The organism is Mycobacterium tuberculosis H37Rv (genome assembly GCF_000195955.2).
GTDB lineage: Bacteria > Actinomycetota > Actinomycetes > Mycobacteriales > Mycobacteriaceae > Mycobacterium > Mycobacterium tuberculosis.
The window spans coordinates 2,501,641-2,525,410 of the sequence record NC_000962.3 but is presented as its reverse complement, the minus strand read 5'-3'; the positions used below and the strand labels follow the sequence as shown (position 1 = coordinate 2,525,410).

The following is a 23,770-nucleotide window of genomic DNA, read 5'->3' as shown; positions in this document are numbered from 1 at the left end:
CCATTTCATCGGTGGAAGGAGTTCCTCGCGGTGAGTCACGCGTTACAGTATTACACATGCTGTCAATGAGTAATGACCGCGCGGATACCGGTGGTCGTATCCTGCGGGCAGCGGCGAGCTGCGTCGTCGATTACGGCGTGGACCGGGTGACACTTGCCGAGATCGCCCGGCGCGCGGGCGTGAGCCGCCCGACCGTATACCGTCGCTGGCCGGACACCCGGTCGATCATGGCGTCCATGCTGACCAGCCATATCGCCGACGTGCTGCGGGAGGTGCCCCTCGACGGGGACGACCGGGAAGCGTTGGTAAAGCAGATTGTCGCGGTGGCCGACCGGTTGCGGGGTGACGATCTGATCATGTCGGTCATGCACTCGGAGCTGGCCAGGGTGTACATCACCGAGCGCCTCGGCACCAGCCAGCAGGTCCTGATCGAGGGGTTGGCCGCCCGGCTGACAGTGGCGCAGCGGTCGGGCAGTGTGCGCTCCGGCGACGCTCGTCGACTGGCGACCATGGTGTTGCTGATCGCCCAGTCGACCATCCAGTCCGCGGACATCGTCGATTCGATCCTCGATTCCGCCGCGCTGGCCACCGAACTTACCCACGCACTGAACGGATATTTGTGCTGATGCCCCACTCGGCTGCACTCAACGCGGCGCGTCGCTCCGCCGACCTGACCGCACTGGCCGACGGTGGCGCACTCGACGTCATCGTGATAGGCGGCGGCATTACCGGTGTTGGCATTGCCTTAGATGCTGCCACCCGCGGTCTGACGGTGGCCTTGGTGGAAAAGCATGATCTGGCGTTCGGCACCAGCCGCTGGAGCTCGAAGTTGGTGCACGGCGGTCTGCGCTATCTGGCCAGCGGCAACGTGGGCATCGCCCGGCGCAGCGCCGTCGAACGCGGAATCCTGATGACACGCAACGCTCCTCATCTCGTGCATGCCATGCCGCAACTGGTCCCGTTGTTGCCGTCGATGGGTCACACCAAGCGGGCGTTGGTGCGTGCCGGTTTCCTGGCCGGCGACGCTTTGCGGGTGCTAGCGGGTACGCCGGCGGCGACGTTGCCCCGATCGCGCCGAATCCCGGCGTCACGGGTGGTGGAGATTGCTCCCACCGTTCGGCGGGACGGCCTCGACGGTGGTCTGCTCGCGTACGACGGGCAATTGATCGACGACGCCCGGCTGGTCATGGCCGTCGCGCGCACCGCGGCCCAGCACGGCGCCCGCATCCTCACTTACGTGGGCGCGTCGAATGTCACCGGCACTTCGGTGGAGTTGACCGACCGGCGCACCCGGCAGTCGTTCGCGCTGTCGGCGCGTGCCGTCATCAACGCGGCGGGCGTGTGGGCGGGTGAGATCGACCCGTCCCTGAGGCTACGCCCCAGCCGCGGCACACATCTGGTCTTCGACGCGAAGTCGTTTGCCAATCCGACTGCCGCGCTGACCATTCCGATCCCCGGTGAGCTGAACCGCTTCGTGTTCGCCATGCCCGAGCAGCTGGGCCGGATCTATCTCGGGCTGACCGACGAAGACGCACCCGGCCCGATTCCCGATGTGCCACAACCGTCTTCGGAAGAGATCACGTTCCTGCTGGATACGGTGAACACCGCATTGGGGACGGCGGTCGGCACCAAGGATGTCATCGGTGCCTATGCGGGATTGCGGCCGCTAATCGACACCGGCGGTGCTGGTGTCCAGGGCCGCACCGCCGACGTTTCGCGTGACCACGCTGTTTTTGAATCGCCGTCGGGCGTGATCAGTGTGGTCGGCGGCAAGCTGACGGAATACCGCTACATGGCAGAGGATGTGCTGAATCGCGCCATCACGCTGCGACACCTGCGAGCCGCGAAGTGCCGCACTCGCAACCTGCCGCTGATCGGCGCACCGGCGAACCCTGGGCCGGCCCCCGGATCGGGCGCCGGATTGCCCGAGTCGCTGGTGGCGCGGTACGGGGCCGAGGCGGCCAACGTCGCTGCCGCCGCCACATGTGAGCGGCCCACCGAGCCGGTCGCCGACGGCATCGACGTGACCCGGGCGGAGTTCGAATACGCGGTGACCCATGAGGGGGCGCTGGATGTGGACGATATCCTCGACCGCCGGACCCGGATCGGTCTGGTGCCACGGGATCGCGAGCGCGTAGTCGCCGTGGCTAAGGAGTTCCTCAGCCGTTGAGCGCGAGCAGACGCAGAGTCGCACTGCGCCGGCCGCAGTGCGACTCTGCGTCTGCTCACCAGCGGTCAGCCGGCCATACGCGCGCGGTCGAGGTGGCGGGCGATGCGGGCCGCCAGGCGGCCGGGTTCGCGTCTGACATCGTCGACGACAATCGGGACAATCGTCCACCCGAGCTCTTGGAGCTTGGCCCAGCGTGTCTTGTCGCGCAGCATCTCCGCCGGTCCCGCGTGCCACTCGATGCTTTCGTATTCGGCCGCGAGACGCATGTCGGGCCAGGCGAAGTCGACTCGCCACATTTCACCACCGTGGCCGTGTATCGGGTATTGAAGTTCGGGCAACGGCAGCCCGTGGTCGATCATGACGAGCCGAGCCTCGCTCTCCATGGCCGATTCCGCGCGTCCGTCGGCGAAGGGTAAGAGTTCGCGCGCCGCGACGATGCCTCGGCGGCCTCGCTGCTCAGCAACGGCGTTTTCAATTTCACTGCGAGCGCAGCGCATTGACCGTAGTGCGGCGTCGAGGGTGGCCAGCGCCCGCGGGCGGCGCAACTGTCGTGCGACCTCCACGGCAGTCCATGCGGGCGCGGTCGCGAGACGACCTGACACCCGTTGGAGCCGGGCACCGACGCGTTGGTGGACCATCAGACCGACCGTGGGCCGCATCCTTACTCCGGGATCGAGCATATGGATAGCGACGGTGTTTTCCGTGTCGAATCCATACAACGCGGCGGCGGTGCCCAGACACGCGACGGCGTGCCCCCCCATGAACACATCGAGAGCCGCCAAGCGGCCCAACAGGTCCGGCTCTTGTGCCGCGTAGACCCCGTACCAAACGCGAACGAGGCCGCCGTTTTTCACTTGGACGTCGAGCTGTTGGCGGGTCATGACCGTGAGCAATTGCGCGGTGGTGGCGAACCCGCCGGCCTTCTCGAGAATTGTTAGCGCGTCGGTAGGCACCGTCCGAGCATGCGAGGAGCGCCTCGCGTTGACCAGCCACCGCTGGGGATAACTGGCGAGCAGACGCAGAATCGCACGGCGCGGACCTCGCGCGTGCGATTCTGCGTCTGCTCGCGGTCAGAACTACAGCGGGATGTTCTTGTGGCGGCCGCGCCGTGCCGGAGCCTGCGCCAGCGCCTCGGTGAGCTTGCTGCGAGTATGCGCCGGGTCGATCTTCTCGTCGACCACACCGATGTCCAGCGCACTGTCGACCCCGCCGGCGATGCGCTCATGCTCGGCGGCCAACTGGTCGTGCAGCGCTTCGCGTTCGTGCTCCGGAGCGGCGGCCAACTTCTTCTTGTGCAGGATGCCGACGGCCGCCTTAGCGCCCATCACCGCGACCTCGGCGTCCGGCCAGGCGAACACCTTGGTCGCGTTCAACGACCGGGAGTTCATCGCAATGTATGCCCCGCCGTAGGTCTTTCGGGTGACCAGCGTGACCCGCGGAACGGTGCACTCGCCGAACGCGTGCAGCAACTTGGCGCCACGGCGCACCACGCCACCCCACTCCTGGTCGACACCGGGCAGATAGCCCGGCACATCGACCACCACCACCAGCGGAATCCCGAACGCGTCGCACAGCCGCACGAAACGCGCTGCCTTCTCTGCGCTTTCGGAGTTCAGGCAGCCGCCCAGGCGTAGCGGGTTGTTGGCCAGTACACCCACCGTGCGACCCGACAGCCGACCCAGCCCGACCACCATCGACGGCGCCCAATTGGCCTGGAACTCGTCGAACGGTGTGTCCGCATCGAGGATCGCCGTCACGATCGGACGCACGTCGTAGGCACGTCGCGAGGATTCCGGCAGCAGCGCGTGGATGTCGGTGTCACCGGCCTCGGCCTTGCTGCGATCGAAATGCCCCTGCTGGCAGAACAATCCGACCAACCGGCGCCCACGGTCGTAGGCATCGAGTTCGTCGTCGGCGACGATGTGGCACACCCCGGACTTCTTGTGGTGGGTCTCCGGCCCACCGAGCGAGGCCATGTCGACGTCCTCGCCGGTGACGCTGCGCACCACGTCGGGCCCGGTGACGAACACCCGGCTTTCCGGCGCCATGACGACGACGTCGGTCAACGCCGGTCCGTAGGCGGCGCCGCCGGCGGCGAAACCGACGACCACCGAGATCTGCGGGATGTAGCCGGACGCGCGGATCATGGCTTCGAACACCTGGCCTACCGCGTGCAGCGCCCGCACACCTTCAGCCAGCCGGGCACCACCCGAATGCCAGATGCCCACGATGGGACTCTGGTCTTCGATGGCAGTGTCGTAGGCGTTGACGATGTGCGTGCACCCCTCGACGCCCATGGCGCCGCCCATCACGGTGCCGTCGGTGCAGAACGCGATGGTGCGCACACCGTTGACGGTGCCCGCCGCGGCCAGCACTCCGGAGCGGTCACGCTCGTGCAGCAATTCCACGCTGCCGTCGTCGAAGAAGTTGCTCAGCCGCAACAGCGGATCGCGGGGGTCGAGCGACTCGCCAACCGCCTCGGGGGCCATGATTGTCATCGCAGGTCTCCTGTCGCGTAACGCTGGGGTTTAGTACCGTCCGAAGGCGATTGCCACGTTGTGGCCGCCGAATCCGAACGAGTTATTGATCGCATACCGGTAATTGCCCGGTCGCGGTTCACCCGCCACCACGTCCAAATCGATCTCGGGATCGAGGTTTACCAGATTCAGTGTCGGCGGGATCACCTGATCGCGCAACGCGAGCACCGTCAAGATCGATTCGACCGCGCCGACCGCGCCCACCGAGTGGCCGAGGGCAGACTTGGGGGCGTACACCGCCGGTCGGTTGCCGCCCAAGGCGTTGTTGATGGCCCTGCCTTCGGCCAGGTCGCCGACCTGGGTGCCGGTGGCGTGCGCATTGACGTGGTCGATGTCGCCGGGGGCGAGGCCCGCCAGCTGAATCGCCCGCGTAATCGCATGCCCGGCGCGTTCCCCGTTGGGGTCCGGGGCCACCATGTGGAAGCCATCGGAGGTGATGCTGGCGCCCATGATCCGGGCCAGGATGTTGGCGCCACGTGCCTTGGCGTGCTCCTCGGTCTCGATCAACAGAAGGGCGCCGCCCTCGCCGAACACAAAGCCGTCGCGGTCCCTGTCGAATGGGCGGCATGCACCGGCGGGGTCGTCGTTGTTGGTGGACATCACGATGCGCATCTGAGCGAACCCGGCGATGGGCACCGCTTCGATCCTGGTCTCCACGCCGCCGCAGATGGCGGCATCGGCCTCTCCCAGCACAATCTGCTGCCACGCACGGGCGATGGCCTCGGCGCCGGATGCGCACGCCGATACCGGCGTCATCACCCCGGCCTTGGCGTGCCGTTCCAACCCGACCGCCGCGGCGGCCCCGTTGGGCATGTACTTCTGCACGGTCAGCGGCGAGACCGCCTTCATTCCGCGAGCGCGCATATCGTCGTAACTGAAGACCAGTTCCTCGGCCGAACCCAGGCCGGTGCCGATGGACACCATCAATCGATTGGTGTCCACCTCGGGTGAGCCGGCATTTTCCCACAGGCGCCGGCTCAGCACGGTGGACATCCGCTGCAGGTATCCCATCCGGCGCAGTTCGATCCGCGTCAGCTGGTGGTCGAATTCCTCAAGCAGATGTCCGCCGATGCGAACTGGCAGGTCGAACTCCTCGACGAATGGGTCATCGAGCGTACGGATCCCGCTTTGGCGGTCCAGCAACAACTTCCACGTAGTCTCCGCGTCGGTCGCGAGCGCGGTCGTCATGGCGATGCCGGTGACGACTACGTAGGGAAAGGCTTTCCCGGTAACCAGCTCCGTCATTGGTCTTGCGAACGTTCCTTCCATATCGGTCCGACTCGCCCCCGCAAGCGGGGGGACCCCCACCTCGGGCCTCGCGACCCGCGATGTCGTGCTTCAGTAACGCCCGAAGGCAAGCGCCACATTGTGGCCGCCGAACCCGAACGAGTTGTTGACTGCGTAGCGGTAATCGCCATAGCGCGGTTCGCCGGCGACGACGTCAAGGTCGATCTCGGGATCGGGTGTCTCGTAGTTCAGGGTCGGCGGGATGACGCCGTCGCGCAGCGTCAGCACCGTGAGCACCGACTCGAGCGCACCGACCGCGCCGATCGAGTGGCCCAGCGCAGACTTCGGCGCGTACACCGCGGCCTGATCACAACCGGCGACGCGGATGGCGTTGGCCTCCGCGGCGTCGCCGATAGGCGTCGCCGTGCCGTGCGCGTTGACGTGGTCGATGTCCGCCGGCGACAACCCGGCCAGCTCCAGCGAGCGAGTCATCGCCCTACCGGCACGAACACCATCGGCCGCGGGCGCCACCATATGAAAGGCGTCCGAGGTGATACCGGCACCCAGCAATCGGGCCAACGGCTTGGCGCCACGGGCTTTGGCGTGCTCCTCCGTCTCGATGAGCATCAGCGCACCGGCCTCGCCGAACACAAAGCCGTCGCGGTCCTTGTCGAACGGCCGGGAGGCCCGCTCAGGCTCGTCGTTGCGGGTCGACATGGCCCGCATCATGGAGAACGCCGCGATGGGCAGCGCCTCGATGGGTCCTTCGACACCGCCGCAGACGGCGACGTCGGCGTCGCCCATCACGATCTGACGCCACGCGTGGGCGATCGCTTCCGAGCCCGACGAACAGGCCGACACCGGGGTCATCACCCCGGCGCGGGCCCCAAGCTGCAGACCGATCACCGCCGCGGCACCGTTGGGCATGATCATCTGAACGGCCAGCGGGGACACCTTCCGGGGGCCGCCCGCATTCATCAGGTCGTAGCTCTCGACAATCCTCTCGGCTCCACCTAGACCGGTGCCGACAACAACGGCGAACCGGTCTGGATCGACCTCCGGGCTGCCGGCGGACTCCCATAGCTGTCCGCCCAGCAACTTGCCCATCCGCTGGACGTACGACATGCGTCGCATGTCGAGTCGGCCCATGTGGCTGTCGACCGGATCCTTGAGGTGACCGCCGATCTTGACCGCTAGATCCCACTTGGTGACGAACTCGTCTTCGAGTGCGTGGATGCCGCTCTCGCCGGCCAACAGACCCTTCCACGTGCTCTCGATGTCCGGCGAGATCGACGTCGTCGCTGTGACGGCGGTCACCACAACGCTGGGGAAACCGCCATTAGCGGTGGAAGGCTGACTCACTTGGACTCGGCCTCAAGCCTCGCCTGAACGTTGGCAACGGCATCGGGGTTCTCCGACTCAATCTTCGCGCGCAACGCCTGAGCCGCCTCCGGGTTTTCTTCCTCGAGCTTCTGGATGTAGGCGACAACGTCACCGACGGTACGCAGACCGGCGAGGTCCTCGTCGGGGATCTTGACGCCGTACTTGTCCTCGGTCTGCACGGCGATCTCGACCATCGACAGCGAGTCGATGTCCAGGTCGTCGACGAACGACTTCTCCGGGGTGATCTCGGACGGCTCGATACCGGTTACCTCTTCGATGATCTCGGCGATACCGGCAATGATTTCTTCCTGAGTGACAGGCACAGCATGCTTCCCTTCGTAATATGTTGTGTACAAATCGAACTGACGGGTATGTGGTTGTTCTGGCCGAGTCCGCGGTTATAGGTTTGCCAGCTCGTCCAGGTCTGCGGGTGACTTGACGGCGCGTGCCGGAACCCCCCGAAGTTCGCGTTTGGCGATACCGCTAAGCGTGCCCGCGGGGGGGAACTCCACGATCGCCGTGACTGTGTGTTCGCGCAGCGTCGCGGTGCACAGGTCCCATCGCACCGGTTGGGTGAGCTGGGAGACCAGGGTGTCCATCGCCGCGGCCGCGGATGTCACCGGCTTCCCGTCGCGGTTGGACAGCAGCGTGGCGGTGGGGTCGGCGGTTGCGATGTTGGCCGCGGCCGCCGCAAAGCCGTCAAGTGCGGGCGCCATGAACTCGGTGTGGAACGCTCCGGCGACACCCAGTGCACGCACCCGCGCCTTGGCCGGCGGGTCTTCGGCGAGCTTCTCCAACGCGGTCAGCCGGCCGGCAGCGACGATCTGGCCGGCGGCGTTGCGGTTTGCCGGGACCAAGTCGAGCTGCTCGAGGCGACTCAGCACCTCGGTCTCGTCGCCGCCGAGCACCGCAGACATGCCGGTCGGCTCGGTGGCGCAGGCCTTGGCCATCTCGGCGCCGCGGGTGGCGGCCAGCGCGACGGCGTCGTCGGCGGCTATCACACCGGCGATTGCGTAGGCCGCGATTTCGCCGACGGAGTGGCCGGCCACGATGACGTCCTTGCCGGCGAGCACGCATCGGCGCGCCAGTTCCTGGTGGGCCAGCAGAGTCGCGGCGACGATCAATGGCTGGGCGACCGCGGTGTCGGTGATCTCCTCGGTCGAGGCGGTGGTGCCCAGCCGGGCAAGATCTAGATCAGCGGCTTTCGACCACGCCGCGATCTGGTCCGCTGCGCCGGGCAGCTGAAGCCACGGCGACAACATTCCCTCGGTTTGCGAACCCTGTCCGGGTGCGAGCAACGCAATCACGTGTCTAAGAGAACACTGTGAAGACGGTTTTGCGCGGTGTAACAGATTATGAACCTCGTCTTAGGTTTTTGTATATAACCAACAAAACGGGCCTGTAAGCTATGTTTTTGAGATCGTCCCGCGACCTGTTGTCTGGATCACTTTCCGTCCGACGGCGCCCCTGGTATCTTTCCGGGGCCCCTGCTGGACCCCCTCTGACCGGCGAGGGAATCTATGACACGGCATTGCTGTCGATGCTTCAGTGCGGCGTCGGATAGTTGAGTTGACCCACGGTGGCCGCCACCCGAAGGACATAGGCATCGCGTGGCTGGGTGGGATCGCGCCCGGTGAAGTCGGTGATCCGCTTGAGCCGGTACCGCACTGTGTTTGGATGAACGAACAACTTTCTGGCACAAGCTTCAATCGCGCCGCCACAATCCAGATATGCGTCTAGCGTCTCGATGAGCGTCGGTCCGGCATCGGCTAGGGGCCGCATCACGTCGGTATGCAGGGCCACGATCGCCGAGGCGTCGCCCATCAGGGCGCGTTCGGGCAAAAGTTCCCTAGCCAGCACGGGCCGCGGCGCTCCGCGCCAGCCGGCGACGGCGTTCATCCCGGAGATCGCCTCGCTAGCGCTGCGGTGCGCCGCGGTCAGCATGGGCGCCGTGGGGCCGATGACCACCGGGGCGTCGGCGAATGCTGCCAGCAGGTCTTTGAGGAACTTCTCGGTTGGCGACAGCTGGCCGGAGACGATCGCCACCAGCCAGGTGCCGTGCACGTCGGTCAGCGCAGCGCGGCCGTGGCGAGCCGCGGTGTCGCGGACATCCTGGCTGGCCCGCTCGCTGTCGCCGTCGCTGTTGGAGCCATTTGGACCGGGCGCCGGAGTTCCCACCAGTACGGTCGCCGGCGCGGTGGTGTCCCAATTCAGCGCGGCCGCCCGGGACAGCAGCTCGGGACCGGTGTCGCCGCGTACCACCGCGTCCACCACGCTGGCCTCCATCCGGCTGTCCCAGGTGCCTCGTGCCTCGGCCGCATCGGCGTAGGCCGTGGCGGCGGTGAATGCCAGGTCGCGGCTGTATTTCAAAATGCCCACCGTGAGGGCGGTCAACTGCTCTTCGGAACGGGCGAGCAGGGGCACGACTTCTTCGAAGAACTCCATGGTGACCCGCACCATGTCCACGGTCTGGCGCAGCGCGATCCGTCGCGTCAGATCCTGGGGCACCAGCTCGAATGCCTGCGCGGTATAGCCGACGTCACTGTGCGGGTCGTGCATCCATTCGACGAAGTTGACCACGGCCGTCTGCACCACCAGCGCCACGCTGGCGCGCTGGGACGCTTCTAGGTCGGCGAAGAACGGCAACCGTTCTTGCATGGCCGAAACTGCCTCGGTGGCCAGCCGGCCCGAGTACTGCTTCAACCGCCGCAGCAGCGAATCGGGCACAGTGTCCAGCAGTTCGAGCGGCGACCTCGGGCGGGCAACTGGAGCCAACTGATTGTCGTTCACTCCTAAAAGCTACGCCAGATTTCTGGAAGATTCGGCCAAAGGCGGTCGGCTCGCCGGCGTTAGGCCCCGGGACCGGGATCCGTGGTCTGCTCGGGCGCAGCCGCCACGTCGTCGATCCGGTACTGGCGGGCGGCCGCGACCGGCACCGATGGGTCGATCTCGCCGTCGCCCGCCAACGCCTCCAAAACCGCGACCACCTGGGATTCGGCGTCGGTGTTGAAGTAGCGGCGAGCGGCGGGCCGAGTGTCGGAAAAGCCGAACCCGTCGGTGCCCAACGTGAGGTATGTGCCCGGCACCCACGGTCGGATCTGCTCGGGGACCGCGCGCATCCAGTCCGACACCGCGATCACCGGGCCCCGAGCATTCTCCAGCGCTCTCGTCACGTAGGGCACGCCCGCCGGCCGATCGGGGTGGCGGAGCTTCTCGGTCTCGATGGCCACCCCGTCGCGGTTTAGCTCGCCCCAACTGGTCACCGACCACACGTCGGCGGCGACATCCCACTCGGCGGCCAGCATCTGTGCTGCCCGCAGCGCCGCGGGCATCGCTACCCCGGAGGCCAGGATCTGCGCCTTGTTGGTGCGTTGCTCGGTGGCCGCGTGATAGCGGTAGATACCCCGCAGCACGCCCTCGGGATCGAAGTTCTCCGGCTCCGGCGGCTGCACGTACGGCTCGTTGTAGACGGTGATGTAGAAGAAGATGTTCTCCGGGTTCTCCCCGCACATCCTGGCCAGTCCGCTTTCCACGATGTAGGCGATTTCGTAGGCGAAGGCCGGGTCGTAGGCAACCACCGCCGGGTTGGTGGCGGCCAGCAGCAACGAGTGACCGTCGGCGTGTTGCAGGCCCTCACCGGTCAGGGTGGTGCGCCCGGCGGTGGCCCCGAGCACGAACCCTCGAGCCATCTGGTCGGCCGCGGCCCAGAAGCTATCGCCGGTGCGCTGGAAGCCGAACATCGAGTAGAAGATGTAAATGGGGATCATCGGTTCGTTGTGCGTCGCATACGAGGTGCCGGCCGCGATGAACGAGCCCACCGACCCGGCTTCGTTGATGCCCTCGTGCAGGATCTGCCCGACTTCGCTCTCCTTGTAGGCCAGCATCAGGTCGGCGTCAACCGCGGTATACAGCTGGCCATTGCGGTTATAGATCTTTAGCGACGGGAACCAGGAGTCCATCCCGAAGGTGCGGGCCTCGTCGGGAATGATCGGGACTATCCGCGGCCCGATCTGCTTGTCGCGCAACACTTCTTTGAACGTGCGCACCGTCGCCATGGTGGTGGCCACCTCCTGGTGCCCAGAGCCCTTTTTCAGCGGCGCGTAGATGTCGCGACCCGGCAGGGTCAGCGCTTTGGACTTGGTCCTGCGCTCGGGAACAAAGCCCCCGAGGGCCCGGCGCCGGTCGAGCATGTAACGAATCTCCGGGGCGTTGAGGCCGGGGTGGTAGTAGGGCGGCAGGTACGGATTCTCTTCAAGCTGGGCGTCGCTGACCGGAATCCGCTGCGTGTCACGAAACTCCTTAAGGTCTTCCAGGGTCAGTTTTTTCATCTGGTGGGTGGCATTGCGTCCTTCGAAATGCTTGCCCAGCGCGTAGCCTTTGATGGTCTTGGCCAGGATCACCGTCGGCTGTCCCTTGTGGTCGACGGCGGCGCGGTAGGCGGCGTAAACCTTGCGGTAATCGTGGCCGCCCCGTTTGAGGTTCCAGATATCCTGGTCGCTCATGTTCTCCACCAGCGCCTTGGTGCGTGGGTCGCGGCCGAAGAAGTGGTCACGCACGTAGCCGCCGTCGTTGGCCTTATAGGTCTGGTAATCGCCATCGGGTGTTGTATTCATTAAATTCACCAGCGCACCGTCGCGGTCGGCGTGCAGCAGGGCATCCCATTCGCGGCCCCACACCACCTTGATGACGTTCCAGCCGGCACCGCGGAAGAACGACTCCAGCTCCTGGATGATCTTGCCGTTGCCGCGCACCGGGCCGTCGAGTCGCTGCAGATTGCAGTTGATCACGAAGGTCAAGTTGTCCAAGCCTTCCAGCGCGCCGACGTGGGCCAGCCCACGGCTCTCGGGTTCGTCCATCTCGCCGTCGCCCAAAAAACACCACACGTGTTGATCGGAGGTGTCTTTGATACCGCGGTCATGCAGATAGTGGTTGAACCGTGCCTGGTAGATGGCGTTGAGCGGGCCCAAACCCATCGACACGGTGGGGAATTCCCAGAAGTCGGGCATGAGCCGCGGGTGCGGATAGGACGGCAACCCGCCGCCGACATGGCTGTGTTCCTGGCGGAATCCGTCGAGTTGCTCGGCGGTCAACCGCCCTTCGAGGAAGGCGCGCGCGTAGATTCCCGGGGAAGCGTGGCCCTGGATGAACACCTGATCGCCGCCGCCCGGGTGCGACTTGCCGCGGAAGAAGTGGTTGAAACCGACCTCATAGAGCGCCGCGGACGACGCGTAGGTCGAGATATGGCCACCCACGCCCACACCCGGTCGTTGCGCACGGTGCACCATGATGGCCGCATTCCATCTGATCCACGCTCGATAACGACGTTCGACGTCTTCGTCGCCGGGGAACCACGGCTCCAGCTCGGTCGGGATGGTGTTGACATAGTCGGTAGACGTCAATGCCGGGATGGCCACCCGCTGCTCGCCGGCCCGCTCTAGCAGCCGCAACATCAGGTAGCGGGCCCGCGACGGGCCGCAGCGTTGCAGCAGCGTGTCAAAGGACTCCAGCCACTCCGAGGTCTCCTCGGGATCAATGTCGGGCAAATACGACGCCACACCCTCGCGGATCACCCGAACTCGGTCGGGTTCGCTTGCGCTGTTTGAGTTTTGGGCCAGATCGTGGCGGGCGAAATCGGTGGTCAACGCACTACTCCTGTAGGTGGCGGGCTTCCGCTTGCGTGCTGTTTAGATGGTCGTCCCCCTATCGTGCCGCACCGGCGTCGGCGGCGGATAGCCGCACTCCGCTCGGTTCTGCGGATGCGCGACACACCACGGCCAGCGCGGTCGCGCTGCGACCAGGTAACCTCACATGCCGTGCTCATCGGATGGCGCGCCGTGCCTCGCAGGCACGGGGGGGAGCTCCCCAGGCGAGGCGCCCTGGCGCTCGGCTGCATCGCGCTGCTGCTGATGGGGATCGTCGGATGTACCACTGTCACCGACGGTACGGCCATGCCCGACACCAACGTCGCACCGGCCTACCGCTCGTCGGTGTCCGCGTCGGTGTCGGCTTCGGCGGCGACGTCGAGCATCCGGGAGTCGCAGCGCCAACAATCGCTGACGACCAAGGCGATTCGCACCTCGTGTGACGCGCTGGCGGCCACCAGCAAGGACGCCATCGACAAGGTGAACGCCTACGTGGCCGCGTTCAATCAGGGCCGCAACACCGGGCCGACCGAAGGTCCGGCCATCGACGCGCTCAACAACAGTGCCTCGACGGTCTCAGGCAGTCTGAGCGCCGCGCTGTCCGCGCAACTGGGGGATGCGCTCAACGCATATGTCGACGCGGCCCGCGCGGTGGCAAATGCCATCGGTGCGCACGCGTCGACAGCGGAATTCAACCGGCGGGTTGATCGGCTCAACGACACCAAGACAAAGGCATTGACAATGTGCGTGGCCGCCTTCTGAGGCGGGCGGGTGGACCGGTTCTGGCTGTGCGACGATAATGCCCATCGCGACGGTGTGCACATGGCCCGCGGAGACTGAAGGAGGTTCCACGGTGGTCGCGGCGGATCACGCCTCGAACTACGCCCGCAAATTGGGCATCCAACGAGACCAACTTATCCAGGAATGGGGCTGGGACGAAGACACCGACGACGACATCCGCGCGGCCATCGAAGAAGCGTGCGGGGGAGAGTTGCTCGATGAAGACACCGACGAGGTCATCGATGTCGTCCTGTTGTGGTGGCGTGATGGCGACGGCGATTTGGTGGACACCCTGATGGATGCGATCGGCCCGCTCGCCGAGGACGGTGTGATTTGGGTGGTGACGCCCAAGACCGGCCAGCCCGGCCATGTATTGCCCGCCGAGATTGCCGAGGCGGCGCCCACAGCTGGGCTGATGCCGACCTCGTCGGTCAATCTGGGCAACTGGAGCGCCAGCAGATTGGTACAGCCGAAATCGCGGGCTGGCAAGCGCTGATGCTGAACGTCGGAGCCACCGCCCCTGACTTCACGTTGCGCGACCAGAATCAGCAGCTTGTCACCCTGCGCGGCTACCGGGGTGCAAAGAACGTGCTGTTGGTGTTCTTTCCGTTGGCGTTCACGGGCATCTGCCAGGGCGAGCTGGACCAGTTGCGTGATCACCTGCCCGAGTTTGAGAACGACGACAGCGCCGCGCTAGCGATTTCGGTGGGCCCGCCACCCACTCACAAGATCTGGGCGACGCAGAGCGGATTCACGTTTCCGCTGTTGTCGGACTTCTGGCCACACGGCGCGGTCAGTCAGGCCTACGGCGTCTTCAACGAGCAGGCCGGCATCGCTAACCGGGGCACCTTTGTGGTCGATCGGTCAGGGATCATTCGGTTCGCCGAGATGAAGCAGCCGGGTGAAGTTCGCGATCAGCGGCTGTGGACCGACGCTCTGGCGGCGCTTACGGCCTAAGGTTTTGGGTGCTTGGCCGCAAGGCGTGTAGCCTGCGGCGGTCATGGGCGCGTAGCTCAGCGGTAGAGCTCTGGTTTTACACACCAGCGGTCGGCGGTTCGATCCCGTCCGCGCCCACCGGCTAGCTGTGCTTCGTTGTCGGCGGGGCGCCGGATATGGCAGTGTCGTGGTCGTGGGTGAGCGACCTGGGTTTCAAAGCGACAGCGCGGCGCGACAGACAGCACCGCCGGTGCGGCCAATGACGTCGGACCAGCTGCCGGCGACCAAGGCCGACCTGTATGCCGCGGTGGATGCGATGCGCGCCGATATGCGTGAGCTGCTCGAGCAGATCAGCACGTTGATTCGGGAGGCAACCCAGAAGTAGGTTTTCGGCGGCTCTAGATCGCCGAGCGTGAACCTGGCGACGCGACACACGCCGCCGGTGTCGGGCTGTCAGGCTCACACTCGGCCGGGCTCTATCAGACGATTCGGCGGCCGTGTCGGGCGCGAAACCGCATGTCCCACAAGTAAAGCTGGTAAACGAAGATCCAGGCCCGATGCGGAATCAGCCGGTCGGCTAACCGTAGCACGGAAAGTAACCACTCGAAGCGACGCTGCTGGGCCTGTGACCACTCCAGCTGCATCATCGCGCGGAACTCCGGTGCCAAGAATCCCGTCGTCGCAAACAGGTTGAACGGCCCGGCCACCGCGCGCAACGGCCACGGGAGAAACGCTACCGAGGCCACCCCGCGAAGATGCTCGCGCACCGGCGCGTCGATCTGCAGCCCATCAAGCGAGCGCTTCCAGTACTCGTCGAACGCGACCCGGTCCGGCGGCCACATCCCCTCCGGCACCTGCAGCGTGGTCCCTAACCGTTTGGCGTCTTGGTAGACGGCGTCGGCGGTGGCATCTTCGAGTGGGCCGTACAGAAACTCGTGCTGGTCCACGAAGTAGCGGTACAGACACGCCGCCACCCACAGCTGCAACTTCGGGTCGAAGGCGTTATAGGACACTGGGCTCGAGGCCGTCGACCGAACCTGCCGGTGCGCGACGTCCACGGCACCCCGGATCAGCGCTCGGTCGGATTCCGTCCCGATGGTCGCCACCGCCAGGTAGGTGCCGGTGGTCCGGGCCCGCTTGAACGGATGCTTGTAGACGTTGCCGCTGTCCACCGGGCTTTCCAGCACGCCATACCCGACACCCGGCACTGCCAGCTGCATGATGACATTCGCTGCCGGCAACAACATTGCCGCCGGGTTCAACAGGTCGGCAACCCGGGTAGCTGGCCGCTTCATCGTGGATAGCTGCCGTATGAGGTCATAAATAGCTGAGCGTAGACCACGTGTGCGACGCTGCCGGAGTGTTTGCATCGACCTGGCAGACCAGGGCCGTCGGCGTGCTGATCGGCTGCCTGCTCGACGTCGTGTTCGGCGACCCCAAACGAGGTCATCCGGTGGCCCTGTTCGGTCGGGCGGCCGCCAAGCTGGAGCAGATCACCTACCGTGACGGCCGGGTCGCCGGTGCGGTACACGTCGGCCTGCTGGTCGGCGCGGTGGGCTTGCTCGGCGCGGCACTGCAGCGGCTACCCGGCAGGTCCTGGCCCGTGGCGGCCACCGCGACGGCCACCTGGGCAGCGCTGGGCGGAACTTCGCTGGCGCGCACCGGCCGCCAGATATCGGACCTGTTGGAGCGCGACGATGTCGAGGCGGCGCGACGGCTGCTGCCGTCGCTGTGCGGGCGTGACCCGGCCCAGCTGGGCGGCCCGGGCCTGACGCGTGCCGCGCTGGAGTCGGTGGCCGAAAACACCGCCGACGCCCAGGTGGTGCCGCTGCTGTGGGCGGCTTCGAGCGGCGTGCCTGCGGTGCTGGGATATCGTGCCATCAACACCCTGGACTCGATGATCGGCTACCGCTCGCCGCGTTATCTCCGATTCGGTTGGGCTGCAGCACGATTGGATGACTGGGCCAACTATGTTGGCGCACGGGCGACGGCGGTGCTGGTGGTGATCTGCGCGCCGGTGGTCGGTGGGTCGCCCCGCGGTGCGGTACGGGCCTGGCGGCGCGACGCCGCCCGCCATCCCAGCCCCAACGCCGGTGTCGTCGAGGCGGCGTTTGCTGGGGCGCTTGACGTGCGGCTGGGTGGGCCCACCCGGTACCACCATGAGTTGCAGATCCGGCCCACCTTGGGCGACGGCCGGTCGCCCAAGGTGGCCGATCTGCGCCGCGCCGTGGTGCTGTCGCGGGTGGTCCAGGCGGGGGCTGCGGTATTGGCCGTGATGTTGGTTTACCGCCGGCGGCCGTAGCGGTCAGCGAGTTTCTGCTCGACCGTCATTGGCTTGTCCGGTGGTGGCGACCCCGCTTTTTCCCGGCGGCGCGCCCGGATCTCGGCGTAGGCGAAATAGCCCAAGCCGATCGGTGCCAGAATGCCGAACGAGATCCATTGGATGCCATAGGACAGGAACGGCCCGGGATCTAGATGCGGAACGCCGAGCACGCCGAGCCCGCCGGGTTGGTCTTCGATCAACTGCAGATAGGACCCAGCCAGCTGGACTCCGGTCAGCGCGGCGACCTGTCCGGTATTGATCGAATACACCTGCTGGAAGCCGTCTCTGACGAATGGGTCTTTGCCCGCCACGCTCGGTTCGGAGTCACGCAGCCGCGCGGTGATGGTCACCGTCTGCACCGGCAGGCGGGGGATCGGTGGTACGTGCGAGCCCACCTGGGGCCGCACGTATCCACGGTCGACCAGGACGGTTGGTCCGCCGTCGACCACGAATGGGGCCAACACCTCAAACGCCTGGTCCCCCTCCACCACGCGCAGTCGGGCCAGCACCTGCACGTCCGGAAGGTACTGTCCGGTTGCCGTCACCCGGCGCCACTGCGCGTCCGGCGCCGACGAATCCTGCTGTGGTAGAAGGGTTTTCAGCGGAACCGGCGGGGTGTCGAGGGAATACCTGATCTGCTGGTTCTCTCGTGACGTTTTGGCATTCTTGCCCAGCTGCCACGGCGCGAGCACCGTAAAGCACAGGTAGGTGAACGCGACCACGACCAGGGCCAACGCCAGCCAGCCGGGCCGCAGCAGGAACGCTAGGCGGGGCATCAACTCGGTCCGTTCCGCGCGAGACGTTCGTCGACCCAGTCGTGCAGGCCGGGCAGGGCGGATTCGATGACGGCGAAGACCTCCTCGAAGTCGGAGTGATCGCCATAGTAGGGATCCTCGACATCGAGCGCATGGGTTCCCGAGCGTGGGTCGAATGACCGCAGCATCCGTACCCGGGCGGCTTCGACGCCGAGCTGCCGCAACAGCCGAGCGTGGTTGCGGTCCAAGGCCACCAACAGGTCTGCCGCCAGGTGTTCGGTGCCGACTTGTGCGGCCCGGTGGTCGGTAGGGTAGCCGTGGGCTCGCAACACCCCGGCCGCCCGCTCGTCGGCGCAACTGCCTACATGCCAGTTCCCGGTGCCCGCACTGGTCACTCGCACCGCGTCACCCAGGCCACGGTGGCGAAGCTGTTGGGCGAACATCTTCTCGGCCATTGGCGACCGGCAGATGTTGCCCGTACAAACGAATGTGACGTGCAGCGGATCAGACACCTAGCGCCTCCCTCAGCTCGTCAATCGTGGCGGCATGCGTCACGACGGTGGTGGAGGTCTTGTCGATAAAGTCGGCGCGCCCGTAGCCCCAGCCGACCACCACCGTGTCGATGCCGTGCGCGGCCGCCCCGTCGACGTCGTGGCTGCGGTCGCCGACCATCACCAACCGCTCGGGTAGCGGCCGCAGCTGCGCGAGCGCGTGGGCCAGCACGTCGACCTTGCTGCCTCGCGAGCCATCGGTGCTCGCGCCCGCGATGACCTCGAAGTGCTGCTCAATTCCGAAGTGGCGCAGGATTCGCCGTGCGGTCGGCTCTGCCTTGGAGGTGGCGACGGCCAGCCGGACACCGGCGGTGCGCAGGTCGGCCAGCAGCGGCCCGATCCCGTCGAACAAGCTGTTCATCGCCCAACCGCGGGCGCTGTAGTCGGCCCGGTAGGCTACGATCGCCTCCTCGGCGGATTCGCCGAGCCCCATGGCGCGCAGCGTCTCATGCATGGGCGGGCCGACGATGTGAGTGGCCAGGTCGCCTTCGGGTACTGGGGCACCGATGTGGTTGAGCGCGTGTCGGAAGCTGGATACGATTCCGCGCGCCGAGTCGGTCAGCGTGCCGTCCAGATCGAAGATCACCAGCTGCGGCGATTCACCCGGCGACGATGCGCGCCGTGCGGCGGCGCGTGGAGGAGGCGGGCAATTGGTCCCGCTCGCGGTCGTGTCGGTCACGATCCCATTGTCGTTGACGAAGCGGTTGGACAAACCGCTACCCGTTGGCGCTGTGGTATCAGGCGATGATCGCGAAGTTTGGTGAGCAGGTGGTCGACGCGAAAGTCTGGGCGCCTGCGAAGCGGGTCGGCGTTCACGAGGCGAAGACACGCCTGTCCGAGCTGCTGCGGCTCGTCTACGGCGGGCAGAGGTTGAGATTGCCCGCCGCGGCGAGCCGGTAGCAAAGCTTGTGCCGCTGCATCCTCATGAGACTCGGCGGTTAGGCATTGACCATGGCGTGTACCGCGTGCCCGACGATTTGGACGCTCCGTTGTCAGACGACGTGCTCGAACGCTTTCACCGGTGAAGCGCTACCTCATCGACACCCACGTTTGGCTGCGGATGCCGTCAACGAAACACGGGCGATTGTTCAGGACGTCCGCAACAGCATTCTCTTGTCGGCCGCCAGTGCCTGGGAGATCGCGATCAACTACCGCCTCGGCAAGCTCCCGCCGCCCGAGCCATCGGCCTCTTACGTGCCCGATCGAATGCGCCGCTGCGGCACGTCGCCGCTGTCAGTTGACCACGCACACACTGCGCACCGCAGAGCTTCCGGATCACCATCGACATCCATTCGACCGTGTGCTCATCGCCCAGGCACAGCTGCTTGGCCTGACGATCATCACCGCCGACGCCCTGTTAGCTGCCTGTGATGTCGCGGTTGTCGCCGCGTAGACAACGCGTCGGCGGTGCTCTGGATTCTTGGCCCGCACACCGGCCCACTACTGTTTGACGCTGTGGCGAGTCTAGACACTAGCCCGCTTGCCGCGGCGCGCTACCACGGTGATCAGGATGTCGCGCCCGGCGTGCTGGACTTCGCCGTCAACGTCCGCCATGACCGGCCCCCGGAATGGTTGGTCCGGCAGCTCGCCGCGCTGCTGCCGGAGCTGGCCCGCTATCCGAGCACCGACGATGTGCACCGGGCGCAAGACGCGGTCGCTGAACGTCATGGCAGAACCCGTGACGAAGTGCTCCCGCTCGTCGGGGCGGCGGAGGGATTCGCATTGCTGCACAACCTAAGTCCGGTGCGGGCAGCAATCGTCGTGCCCGCGTTCACCGAGCCGGCCATAGCCTTGAGCGCTGCCGGAATCACGGCGCACCATGTTGTCCTAAAGCCGCCGTTCGTGCTGGACACCGCGCACGTGCCTGACGACGCCGACCTTGTCGTCGTGGGTAATCCGACCAACCCCACCTCGGTGCTGCACCTCCGCGAGCAGCTGCTCGAGTTACGCCGGCCGGGACGCATCCTGGTGGTCGACGAGGCGTTCGCTGATTGGGTTCCCGGCGAGCCGCAATCGTTGGCCGATGACTCGCTGCCCGATGTGCTGGTGCTCCGTAGCTTGACGAAAACGTGGTCGCTGGCCGGATTGCGGGTGGGCTACGCGCTCGGCTCGCCAGACGTGCTGGCTCGGTTGACCGTGCAGCGAGCGCACTGGCCGTTGGGAACATTGCAACTGACGGCCATCGCTGCTTGCTGCGCCCCCCGGGCGGTCGCCGCTGCCGCAGCCGATGCGGTGCGGTTGACGGCGCTGCGCGCGGAGATGGTGGCCGGACTGAGATCGGTGGGTGCCGAGGTGGTCGATGGTGCGGCCCCTTTCGTACTGTTCAACATCGCCGATGCTGACGGATTACGAAACTATTTGCAGAGCAAAGGAATTGCGGTGCGCCGCGGTGACACCTTCGTCGGCCTGGACGCGCGGTACCTGCGGGCGGCGGTGCGCCCGGAGTGGCCCGTGCTGGTGGCGGCGATCGCCGAGTGGGCAAAGCGTGGAGGACGCCGATGAGTGTGCGGCTGGCCGATGTCATCGACGTGCTGGACCAGGCCTACCCGCCGCGGCTTGCCCAGTCGTGGGATTCGGTGGGTCTGGTGTGCGGCGACCCCGACGACGTGGTGGATTCGGTGACCGTTGCGGTGGACGCGACGCCGGCGGTGGTGGACCAGGTTCCCCAGGCCGGACTGCTATTGGTGCACCACCCGTTGTTACTGCGTGGGGTCGATACGGTCGCGGCCAACACGCCAAAGGGTGTGCTGGTGCACCGCCTGATCCGGACCGGTCGCTCGTTGTTTACCGCGCACACCAACGCCGACTCGGCGTCGCCGGGTGTGTCCGACGCGCTGGCACACGCTGTTGGTCTGACCGTCGACGCCGTTCTCGACCCGGTGCCCGGAGCGGCCGATCTCGACAAGTGGGTCATCTATGTGCCGCGCGAGAACTCAGAGGCGGTGCGGGCAGCGGTCTTTGAGGCCGGTGCCGGCCATATCGGCGACTACTCGCACTGCAGCTGGAGTGTCGCGGGTACCGGGCAGTTCCTGGCGCACGACGGGGCGTCGCCCGCCATAGGCAGCGTCGGTACCGTCGAACGGGTGGCCGAGGACCGGGTCGAGGTCGTCGCACCCGCACGAGCGCGCGCCGAGGTGTTGGCGGCGATGCGCGCCGCGCACCCTTACGAGGAGCCGGCATTCGACATCTTCGCGCTGGTACCACCGCCGGTCGGCAGCGGGTTAGGCCGGATTGGCAGACTGCCAAAACCCGAACCGCTGCGCACCTTTGTTGCCCGTCTGGAGGCCGCGTTGCCGCCGACTGCGACCGGTGTGCGCGCCGCCGGGGATCCCGACCTGCTGGTGTCGCGGGTCGCGGTCTGCGGCGGCGCCGGGGACTCGTTGCTTGCCACCGTGGCCGCCGCGGACGTGCAAGCGTACGTTACGGCCGATCTGCGACATCATCCAGCCGACGAGCATTGCCGAGCTTCGCAAGTGGCCCTGATCGACGTCGCGCATTGGGCAAGCGAATTCCCGTGGTGCGGCCAGGCCGCCGAAGTGTTGCGGTCTCATTTCGGCGCGTCGCTGCCGGTGCGTGTGTGCACCATCTGCACCGACCCGTGGAACCTCGATCACGAAACTGGGAGAGATCAGGCATGAAAGCCGGAGTGGCACAGCAACGGTCGCTACTGGAATTGGCGAAGCTGGATGCTGAGCTGACCCGGATCGCGCATCGGGCTACCCATCTGCCGCAGCGGGCGGCTTACCAGCAGGTGCAGGCCGAGCACAACGCCGCCAACGACAGGATGGCGGCCCTGCGAATCGCGGCGGAGGACTTGGACGGCCAGGTGTCGCGTTTTGAGTCGGAGATCGATGCGGTGCGTAAGCGTGGCGACCGGGACCGGTCGTTGCTCACTTCGGGTGCAACGGACGCCAAGCAATTGGCTGATCTGCAGCACGAGCTCGACAGCTTGCAACGCCGTCAAGCCAGTTTGGAAGATGCCCTGCTGGAGGTGCTGGAACGCCGCGAGGAGCTGCAGGCTCAACAGACCGCCGAGTCGCGGGCGCTCCAAGCGTTGCGGGCCGACCTGGCCGCCGCCCAGCAGGCTTTGGACGAGGCACTTGCCGAAATCGACCAAGCCCGGCACCAACATTCATCGCAACGCGACATGCTGACGGCGACACTTGATCCCGAGCTTGCGGGGCTCTACGAAAGACAGCGGGCCGGAGGCGGGCCAGGGGCCGGGCGGTTGCAAGGTCATCGATGTGGTGCCTGCCGGATCGAGATCGGCCGCGGCGAGCTGGCCCAGATCTCGGCGGCCGCCGAGGATGAAGTGGTGCGCTGCCCGGAATGCGGAGCGATCTTGTTGCGGCTCGAAGGATTTGAGGAGTGAAAGTTGTCATCGAAGCCGACGGCGGATCGCGGGGCAATCCCGGACCGGCCGGATACGGCGCGGTGGTGTGGACCGCCGATCACTCCACCGTGCTGGCCGAGTCCAAGCAGGCGATCGGCCGGGCGACGAACAACGTCGCCGAATACCGCGGCCTGATAGCCGGTTTGGACGACGCCGTGAAACTAGGTGCCACCGAGGCCGCGGTGCTGATGGACTCCAAGCTGGTGGTGGAGCAGATGTCCGGGCGGTGGAAGGTCAAGCACCCGGATCTGCTGAAGCTCTATGTCCAGGCTCAGGCGTTGGCGTCCCAGTTTCGCAGGATCAACTACGAGTGGGTTCCGCGTGCCCGGAACACGTATGCAGACCGGTTGGCCAATGACGCGATGGACGCCGCCGCGCAATCGGCTGCGGCGGATGCGGATCCTGCCAAAATCGTTGCGACCGAGTCACCGACATCTCCCGGCTGGACCGGCGCCCGCGGTACACCCACCCGACTACTTTTGTTGCGCCACGGGCAGACGGAGCTGTCGGAGCAACGCCGCTATTCGGGGCGCGGCAACCCGGGGTTGAACGAGGTGGGGTGGCGCCAGGTTGGTGCGGCGGCCGGGTATCTGGCGCGGCGCGGCGGGATCGCTGCGGTGGTCTCCTCGCCGCTACAGCGGGCTTACGACACCGCGGTGACCGCCGCCAGAGCCCTGGCCCTGGACGTGGTCGTCGATGACGACCTGGTCGAGACCGACTTCGGCGCCTGGGAGGGGCTGACGTTCGCGGAGGCCGCAGAACGCGATCCCGAGCTGCACCGTCGCTGGCTGCAGGACACCAGCATCACGCCCCCGGGTGGGGAAAGCTTCGACGACGTGCTGCGGCGGGTTCGGCGGGGACGTGATCGGATCATCGTTGGCTACGAAGGCGCGACGGTGCTGGTGGTGTCACATGTCACGCCGATCAAAATGTTGTTGCGGCTGGCGTTGGATGCCGGGTCGGGCGTCCTATATCGGTTGCATCTTGATCTGGCATCGCTGAGCATCGCCGAGTTCTACGCCGATGGGGCATCGTCGGTGCGATTGGTGAATCAGACAGGCTATCTATAGATG

At 66.3% G+C, this 23,770-nt stretch carries 25 protein-coding genes, 1 tRNA gene, 1 other RNA gene and 2 other annotated features; of the genes, 15 read left to right on the top strand and 12 right to left on the bottom strand.

Annotation, left to right across the window (positions count from 1 at the left end; all coding sequences use genetic code 11):
- Positions 1–56: 56 nt before the first annotated feature.
- Both Rv2250c and glpD1 read left to right on the top strand, forming a co-directional pair.
- Entirely contained in the window at positions 57–626 is a 570-nt protein-coding gene (locus tag Rv2250c; RefSeq protein ID NP_216766.2) for an HTH-type transcriptional regulator, read from the top strand.
- Entirely contained in the window at positions 620–2,170 is a 1,551-nt protein-coding gene (gene glpD1, locus Rv2249c) for a glycerol-3-phosphate dehydrogenase (RefSeq protein NP_216765.1), read from the top strand. Before Rv2250c ends, glpD1 begins: the two co-directional genes overlap by 7 nt.
- Before the next feature lie 4 nt (positions 2,171–2,174).
- Positions 2,175–2,227, bottom strand: a repeat region (53 bp inverted repeat between 3' ends of MTCY427.29 and MT CY427.31c).
- Positions 2,228–2,235: 8 nt separating this feature from the next.
- On the opposite strand, the gene Rv2248 is transcribed toward glpD1, so the two are convergent.
- The 6 genes from Rv2248 to fabD all read right to left on the bottom strand — a co-directional run bounded on the left by Rv2248 (position 2,236) and on the right by fabD (position 8,624).
- Positions 2,236–3,051, bottom strand: coding sequence for a hypothetical protein (locus Rv2248; RefSeq protein NP_216764.1), 816 nt, complete (start codon positions 3,049–3,051; stop codon positions 2,236–2,238).
- A 129-nt stretch (positions 3,052–3,180) separates the two neighbouring features.
- Positions 3,181–3,238: a repeat region (58 bp inverted repeat near 3'end of MTCY427.28), on the bottom strand.
- A gap of 8 nt (positions 3,239–3,246) precedes the next feature.
- Entirely contained in the window at positions 3,247–4,668 is a 1,422-nt protein-coding gene (gene accD6, locus Rv2247) for an acetyl-/propionyl-CoA carboxylase subunit beta (protein NP_216763.1), read from the bottom strand.
- 30 nt (positions 4,669–4,698) lie between these two features.
- Positions 4,699–6,015 carry a 3-oxoacyl-ACP synthase 2 gene (gene kasB, locus Rv2246; protein ID NP_216762.1) on the bottom strand — a complete coding sequence of 439 codons (1,317 nt, stop codon included), beginning with the start codon at positions 6,013–6,015 and terminating at the stop codon, positions 4,699–4,701.
- Positions 6,016–6,045: 30 nt separating this feature from the next.
- Entirely contained in the window at positions 6,046–7,296 is a 1,251-nt protein-coding gene (gene kasA, locus Rv2245; RefSeq protein ID NP_216761.1) for a 3-oxoacyl-ACP synthase 1, read from the bottom strand.
- Positions 7,293–7,640 (bottom strand): meromycolate extension acyl carrier protein, encoded by a 348-nt coding sequence (gene acpM, locus Rv2244; RefSeq protein ID NP_216760.1) that lies wholly within the window; start codon positions 7,638–7,640, stop codon positions 7,293–7,295. Before acpM ends, kasA begins: the two co-directional genes overlap by 4 nt.
- 75 nt (positions 7,641–7,715) lie before the next feature.
- A complete protein-coding gene (gene fabD, locus Rv2243; RefSeq protein ID NP_216759.1) occupies positions 7,716–8,624 on the bottom strand; it encodes a malonyl CoA-acyl carrier protein transacylase in 909 nt (302 codons plus the stop codon).
- Positions 8,277–8,379, top strand: a non-coding RNA gene (gene mcr16 / locus RVnc0018) — Putative small regulatory RNA. The genes fabD and mcr16 overlap by 103 nt on opposite strands.
- 238 nt (positions 8,625–8,862) lie before the next feature.
- Entirely contained in the window at positions 8,863–10,107 is a 1,245-nt protein-coding gene (locus tag Rv2242; RefSeq protein ID NP_216758.1) for a hypothetical protein, read from the bottom strand.
- A gap of 59 nt (positions 10,108–10,166) precedes the next feature.
- Positions 10,167–12,872, bottom strand: coding sequence for a pyruvate dehydrogenase E1 component (gene aceE, locus Rv2241; RefSeq protein ID NP_216757.3), 2,706 nt, complete (start codon positions 12,870–12,872; stop codon positions 10,167–10,169).
- A 258-nt stretch (positions 12,873–13,130) separates the two neighbouring features.
- Between aceE and Rv2240c the strand changes: the two genes are divergently transcribed.
- The 5 genes from Rv2240c to Rv2237A all read left to right on the top strand — a co-directional run bounded on the left by Rv2240c (position 13,131) and on the right by Rv2237A (position 15,060).
- Positions 13,131–13,721, top strand: a complete 591-nt coding sequence (locus Rv2240c) for a hypothetical protein (RefSeq protein ID NP_216756.2) — start codon at positions 13,131–13,133, stop codon at positions 13,719–13,721.
- Between the two features lie 37 nt (positions 13,722–13,758).
- The gene (locus tag Rv2239c) at positions 13,759–14,235 is read left to right on the top strand and encodes a hypothetical protein (RefSeq protein ID NP_216755.1); all 477 of its coding nucleotides are present in this window, start codon (positions 13,759–13,761) and stop codon (positions 14,233–14,235) included.
- Entirely contained in the window at positions 14,235–14,696 is a 462-nt protein-coding gene (gene ahpE, locus Rv2238c; protein ID NP_216754.1) for a peroxiredoxin, read from the top strand. Before Rv2239c ends, ahpE begins: the two co-directional genes overlap by 1 nt.
- Positions 14,697–14,741: 45 nt before the next feature.
- Positions 14,742–14,813: transfer RNA gene (gene valV, locus Rvnt23), tRNA-Val, on the top strand.
- Between the two features lie 10 nt (positions 14,814–14,823).
- On the top strand, positions 14,824–15,060 hold the full coding sequence (locus Rv2237A; protein ID YP_004837056.2) for a hypothetical protein: 237 nt from the start codon (positions 14,824–14,826) through the stop codon (positions 15,058–15,060).
- A gap of 94 nt (positions 15,061–15,154) precedes the next feature.
- On the opposite strand, the gene Rv2237 is transcribed toward Rv2237A, so the two are convergent.
- On the bottom strand, positions 15,155–15,922 hold the full coding sequence (locus Rv2237; protein ID NP_216753.1) for a hypothetical protein: 768 nt from the start codon (positions 15,920–15,922) through the stop codon (positions 15,155–15,157).
- A gap of 113 nt (positions 15,923–16,035) precedes the next feature.
- Between Rv2237 and cobD the strand changes: the two genes are divergently transcribed.
- The gene (cobD, locus tag Rv2236c) at positions 16,036–16,977 is read left to right on the top strand and encodes a cobalamin biosynthesis transmembrane protein CobD (protein ID NP_216752.1); all 942 of its coding nucleotides are present in this window, start codon (positions 16,036–16,038) and stop codon (positions 16,975–16,977) included.
- On the opposite strand, the gene Rv2235 is transcribed toward cobD, so the two are convergent.
- From Rv2235 to ptkA, 3 genes are read right to left on the bottom strand one after another with little or no spacing between them, the layout of a single operon-like run.
- A complete protein-coding gene (locus Rv2235) occupies positions 16,959–17,774 on the bottom strand; it encodes a transmembrane protein (protein ID NP_216751.1) in 816 nt (271 codons plus the stop codon). The genes cobD and Rv2235 overlap by 19 nt on opposite strands.
- Positions 17,774–18,265, bottom strand: a complete 492-nt coding sequence (ptpA, locus tag Rv2234; protein NP_216750.1) for a protein-tyrosine-phosphatase — start codon at positions 18,263–18,265, stop codon at positions 17,774–17,776. The genes Rv2235 and ptpA overlap by 1 nt, the downstream gene beginning before the upstream one ends.
- Positions 18,258–19,133, bottom strand: coding sequence for a protein tyrosine kinase transcriptional regulator PtkA (ptkA, locus tag Rv2232; protein ID NP_216748.2), 876 nt, complete (start codon positions 19,131–19,133; stop codon positions 18,258–18,260). Before ptkA ends, ptpA begins: the two co-directional genes overlap by 8 nt.
- Here ptkA and vapB16 point away from each other — a divergent pair.
- The 6 genes from vapB16 to Rv2228c are packed head-to-tail and all read left to right on the top strand — an operon-like array spanning position 19,028 to position 23,767.
- Entirely contained in the window at positions 19,028–19,204 is a 177-nt protein-coding gene (vapB16, locus tag Rv2231B) for an antitoxin VapB16 (RefSeq protein YP_007410918.1), read from the top strand. The genes ptkA and vapB16 overlap by 106 nt on opposite strands.
- Before the next feature lie 45 nt (positions 19,205–19,249).
- Positions 19,250–19,675 (top strand): ribonuclease VapC16, encoded by a 426-nt coding sequence (gene vapC16, locus Rv2231A; RefSeq protein ID YP_007410917.1) that lies wholly within the window; start codon positions 19,250–19,252, stop codon positions 19,673–19,675.
- 36 nt (positions 19,676–19,711) lie between these two features.
- Complete coding sequence (gene cobC, locus Rv2231c) at positions 19,712–20,806, top strand: aminotransferase (RefSeq protein NP_216747.1); 1,095 nt, start codon at positions 19,712–19,714, stop codon at positions 20,804–20,806.
- Positions 20,803–21,942: a GTP cyclohydrolase gene (locus tag Rv2230c; RefSeq protein NP_216746.1), complete on the top strand. Its 1,140-nt coding sequence runs from the start codon at positions 20,803–20,805 to the stop codon at positions 21,940–21,942. The genes cobC and Rv2230c overlap by 4 nt, the downstream gene beginning before the upstream one ends.
- The gene (locus Rv2229c; RefSeq protein ID NP_216745.1) at positions 21,939–22,676 is read left to right on the top strand and encodes a hypothetical protein; all 738 of its coding nucleotides are present in this window, start codon (positions 21,939–21,941) and stop codon (positions 22,674–22,676) included. Before Rv2230c ends, Rv2229c begins: the two co-directional genes overlap by 4 nt.
- Positions 22,673–23,767, top strand: a complete 1,095-nt coding sequence (locus Rv2228c; protein ID NP_216744.1) for a multifunctional RNASE H/alpha-ribazole phosphatase/acid phosphatase — start codon at positions 22,673–22,675, stop codon at positions 23,765–23,767. Before Rv2229c ends, Rv2228c begins: the two co-directional genes overlap by 4 nt.
- Positions 23,768–23,770: the final 3 nt, after the last annotated feature.

Coding starts and splice junctions, on each gene's coding strand:
- Rv2250c (NP_216766.2), top strand. CDS start 57: ATGCTGTCAATGAGTAATGACCGCGCGGATACCGGTGGTCGTATCCTG.
- Rv2248 (NP_216764.1), bottom strand. CDS start 3,051: ATGACCCGCCAACAGCTCGACGTCCAAGTGAAAAACGGCGGCCTCGTT.
- accD6 (NP_216763.1), bottom strand. CDS start 4,668: ATGACAATCATGGCCCCCGAGGCGGTTGGCGAGTCGCTCGACCCCCGC.
- Rv2239c (NP_216755.1), top strand. CDS start 13,759: ATGCCCATCGCGACGGTGTGCACATGGCCCGCGGAGACTGAAGGAGGT.
- ahpE (NP_216754.1), top strand. CDS start 14,235: ATGCTGAACGTCGGAGCCACCGCCCCTGACTTCACGTTGCGCGACCAG.
- Rv2237 (NP_216753.1), bottom strand. CDS start 15,922: ATGTTGTTGCCGGCAGCGAATGTCATCATGCAGCTGGCAGTGCCGGGT.
- Rv2235 (NP_216751.1), bottom strand. CDS start 17,774: ATGCCCCGCCTAGCGTTCCTGCTGCGGCCCGGCTGGCTGGCGTTGGCC.
- Rv2230c (NP_216746.1), top strand. CDS start 20,803: ATGAGTGTGCGGCTGGCCGATGTCATCGACGTGCTGGACCAGGCCTAC.
- Rv2229c (NP_216745.1), top strand. CDS start 21,939: ATGAAAGCCGGAGTGGCACAGCAACGGTCGCTACTGGAATTGGCGAAG.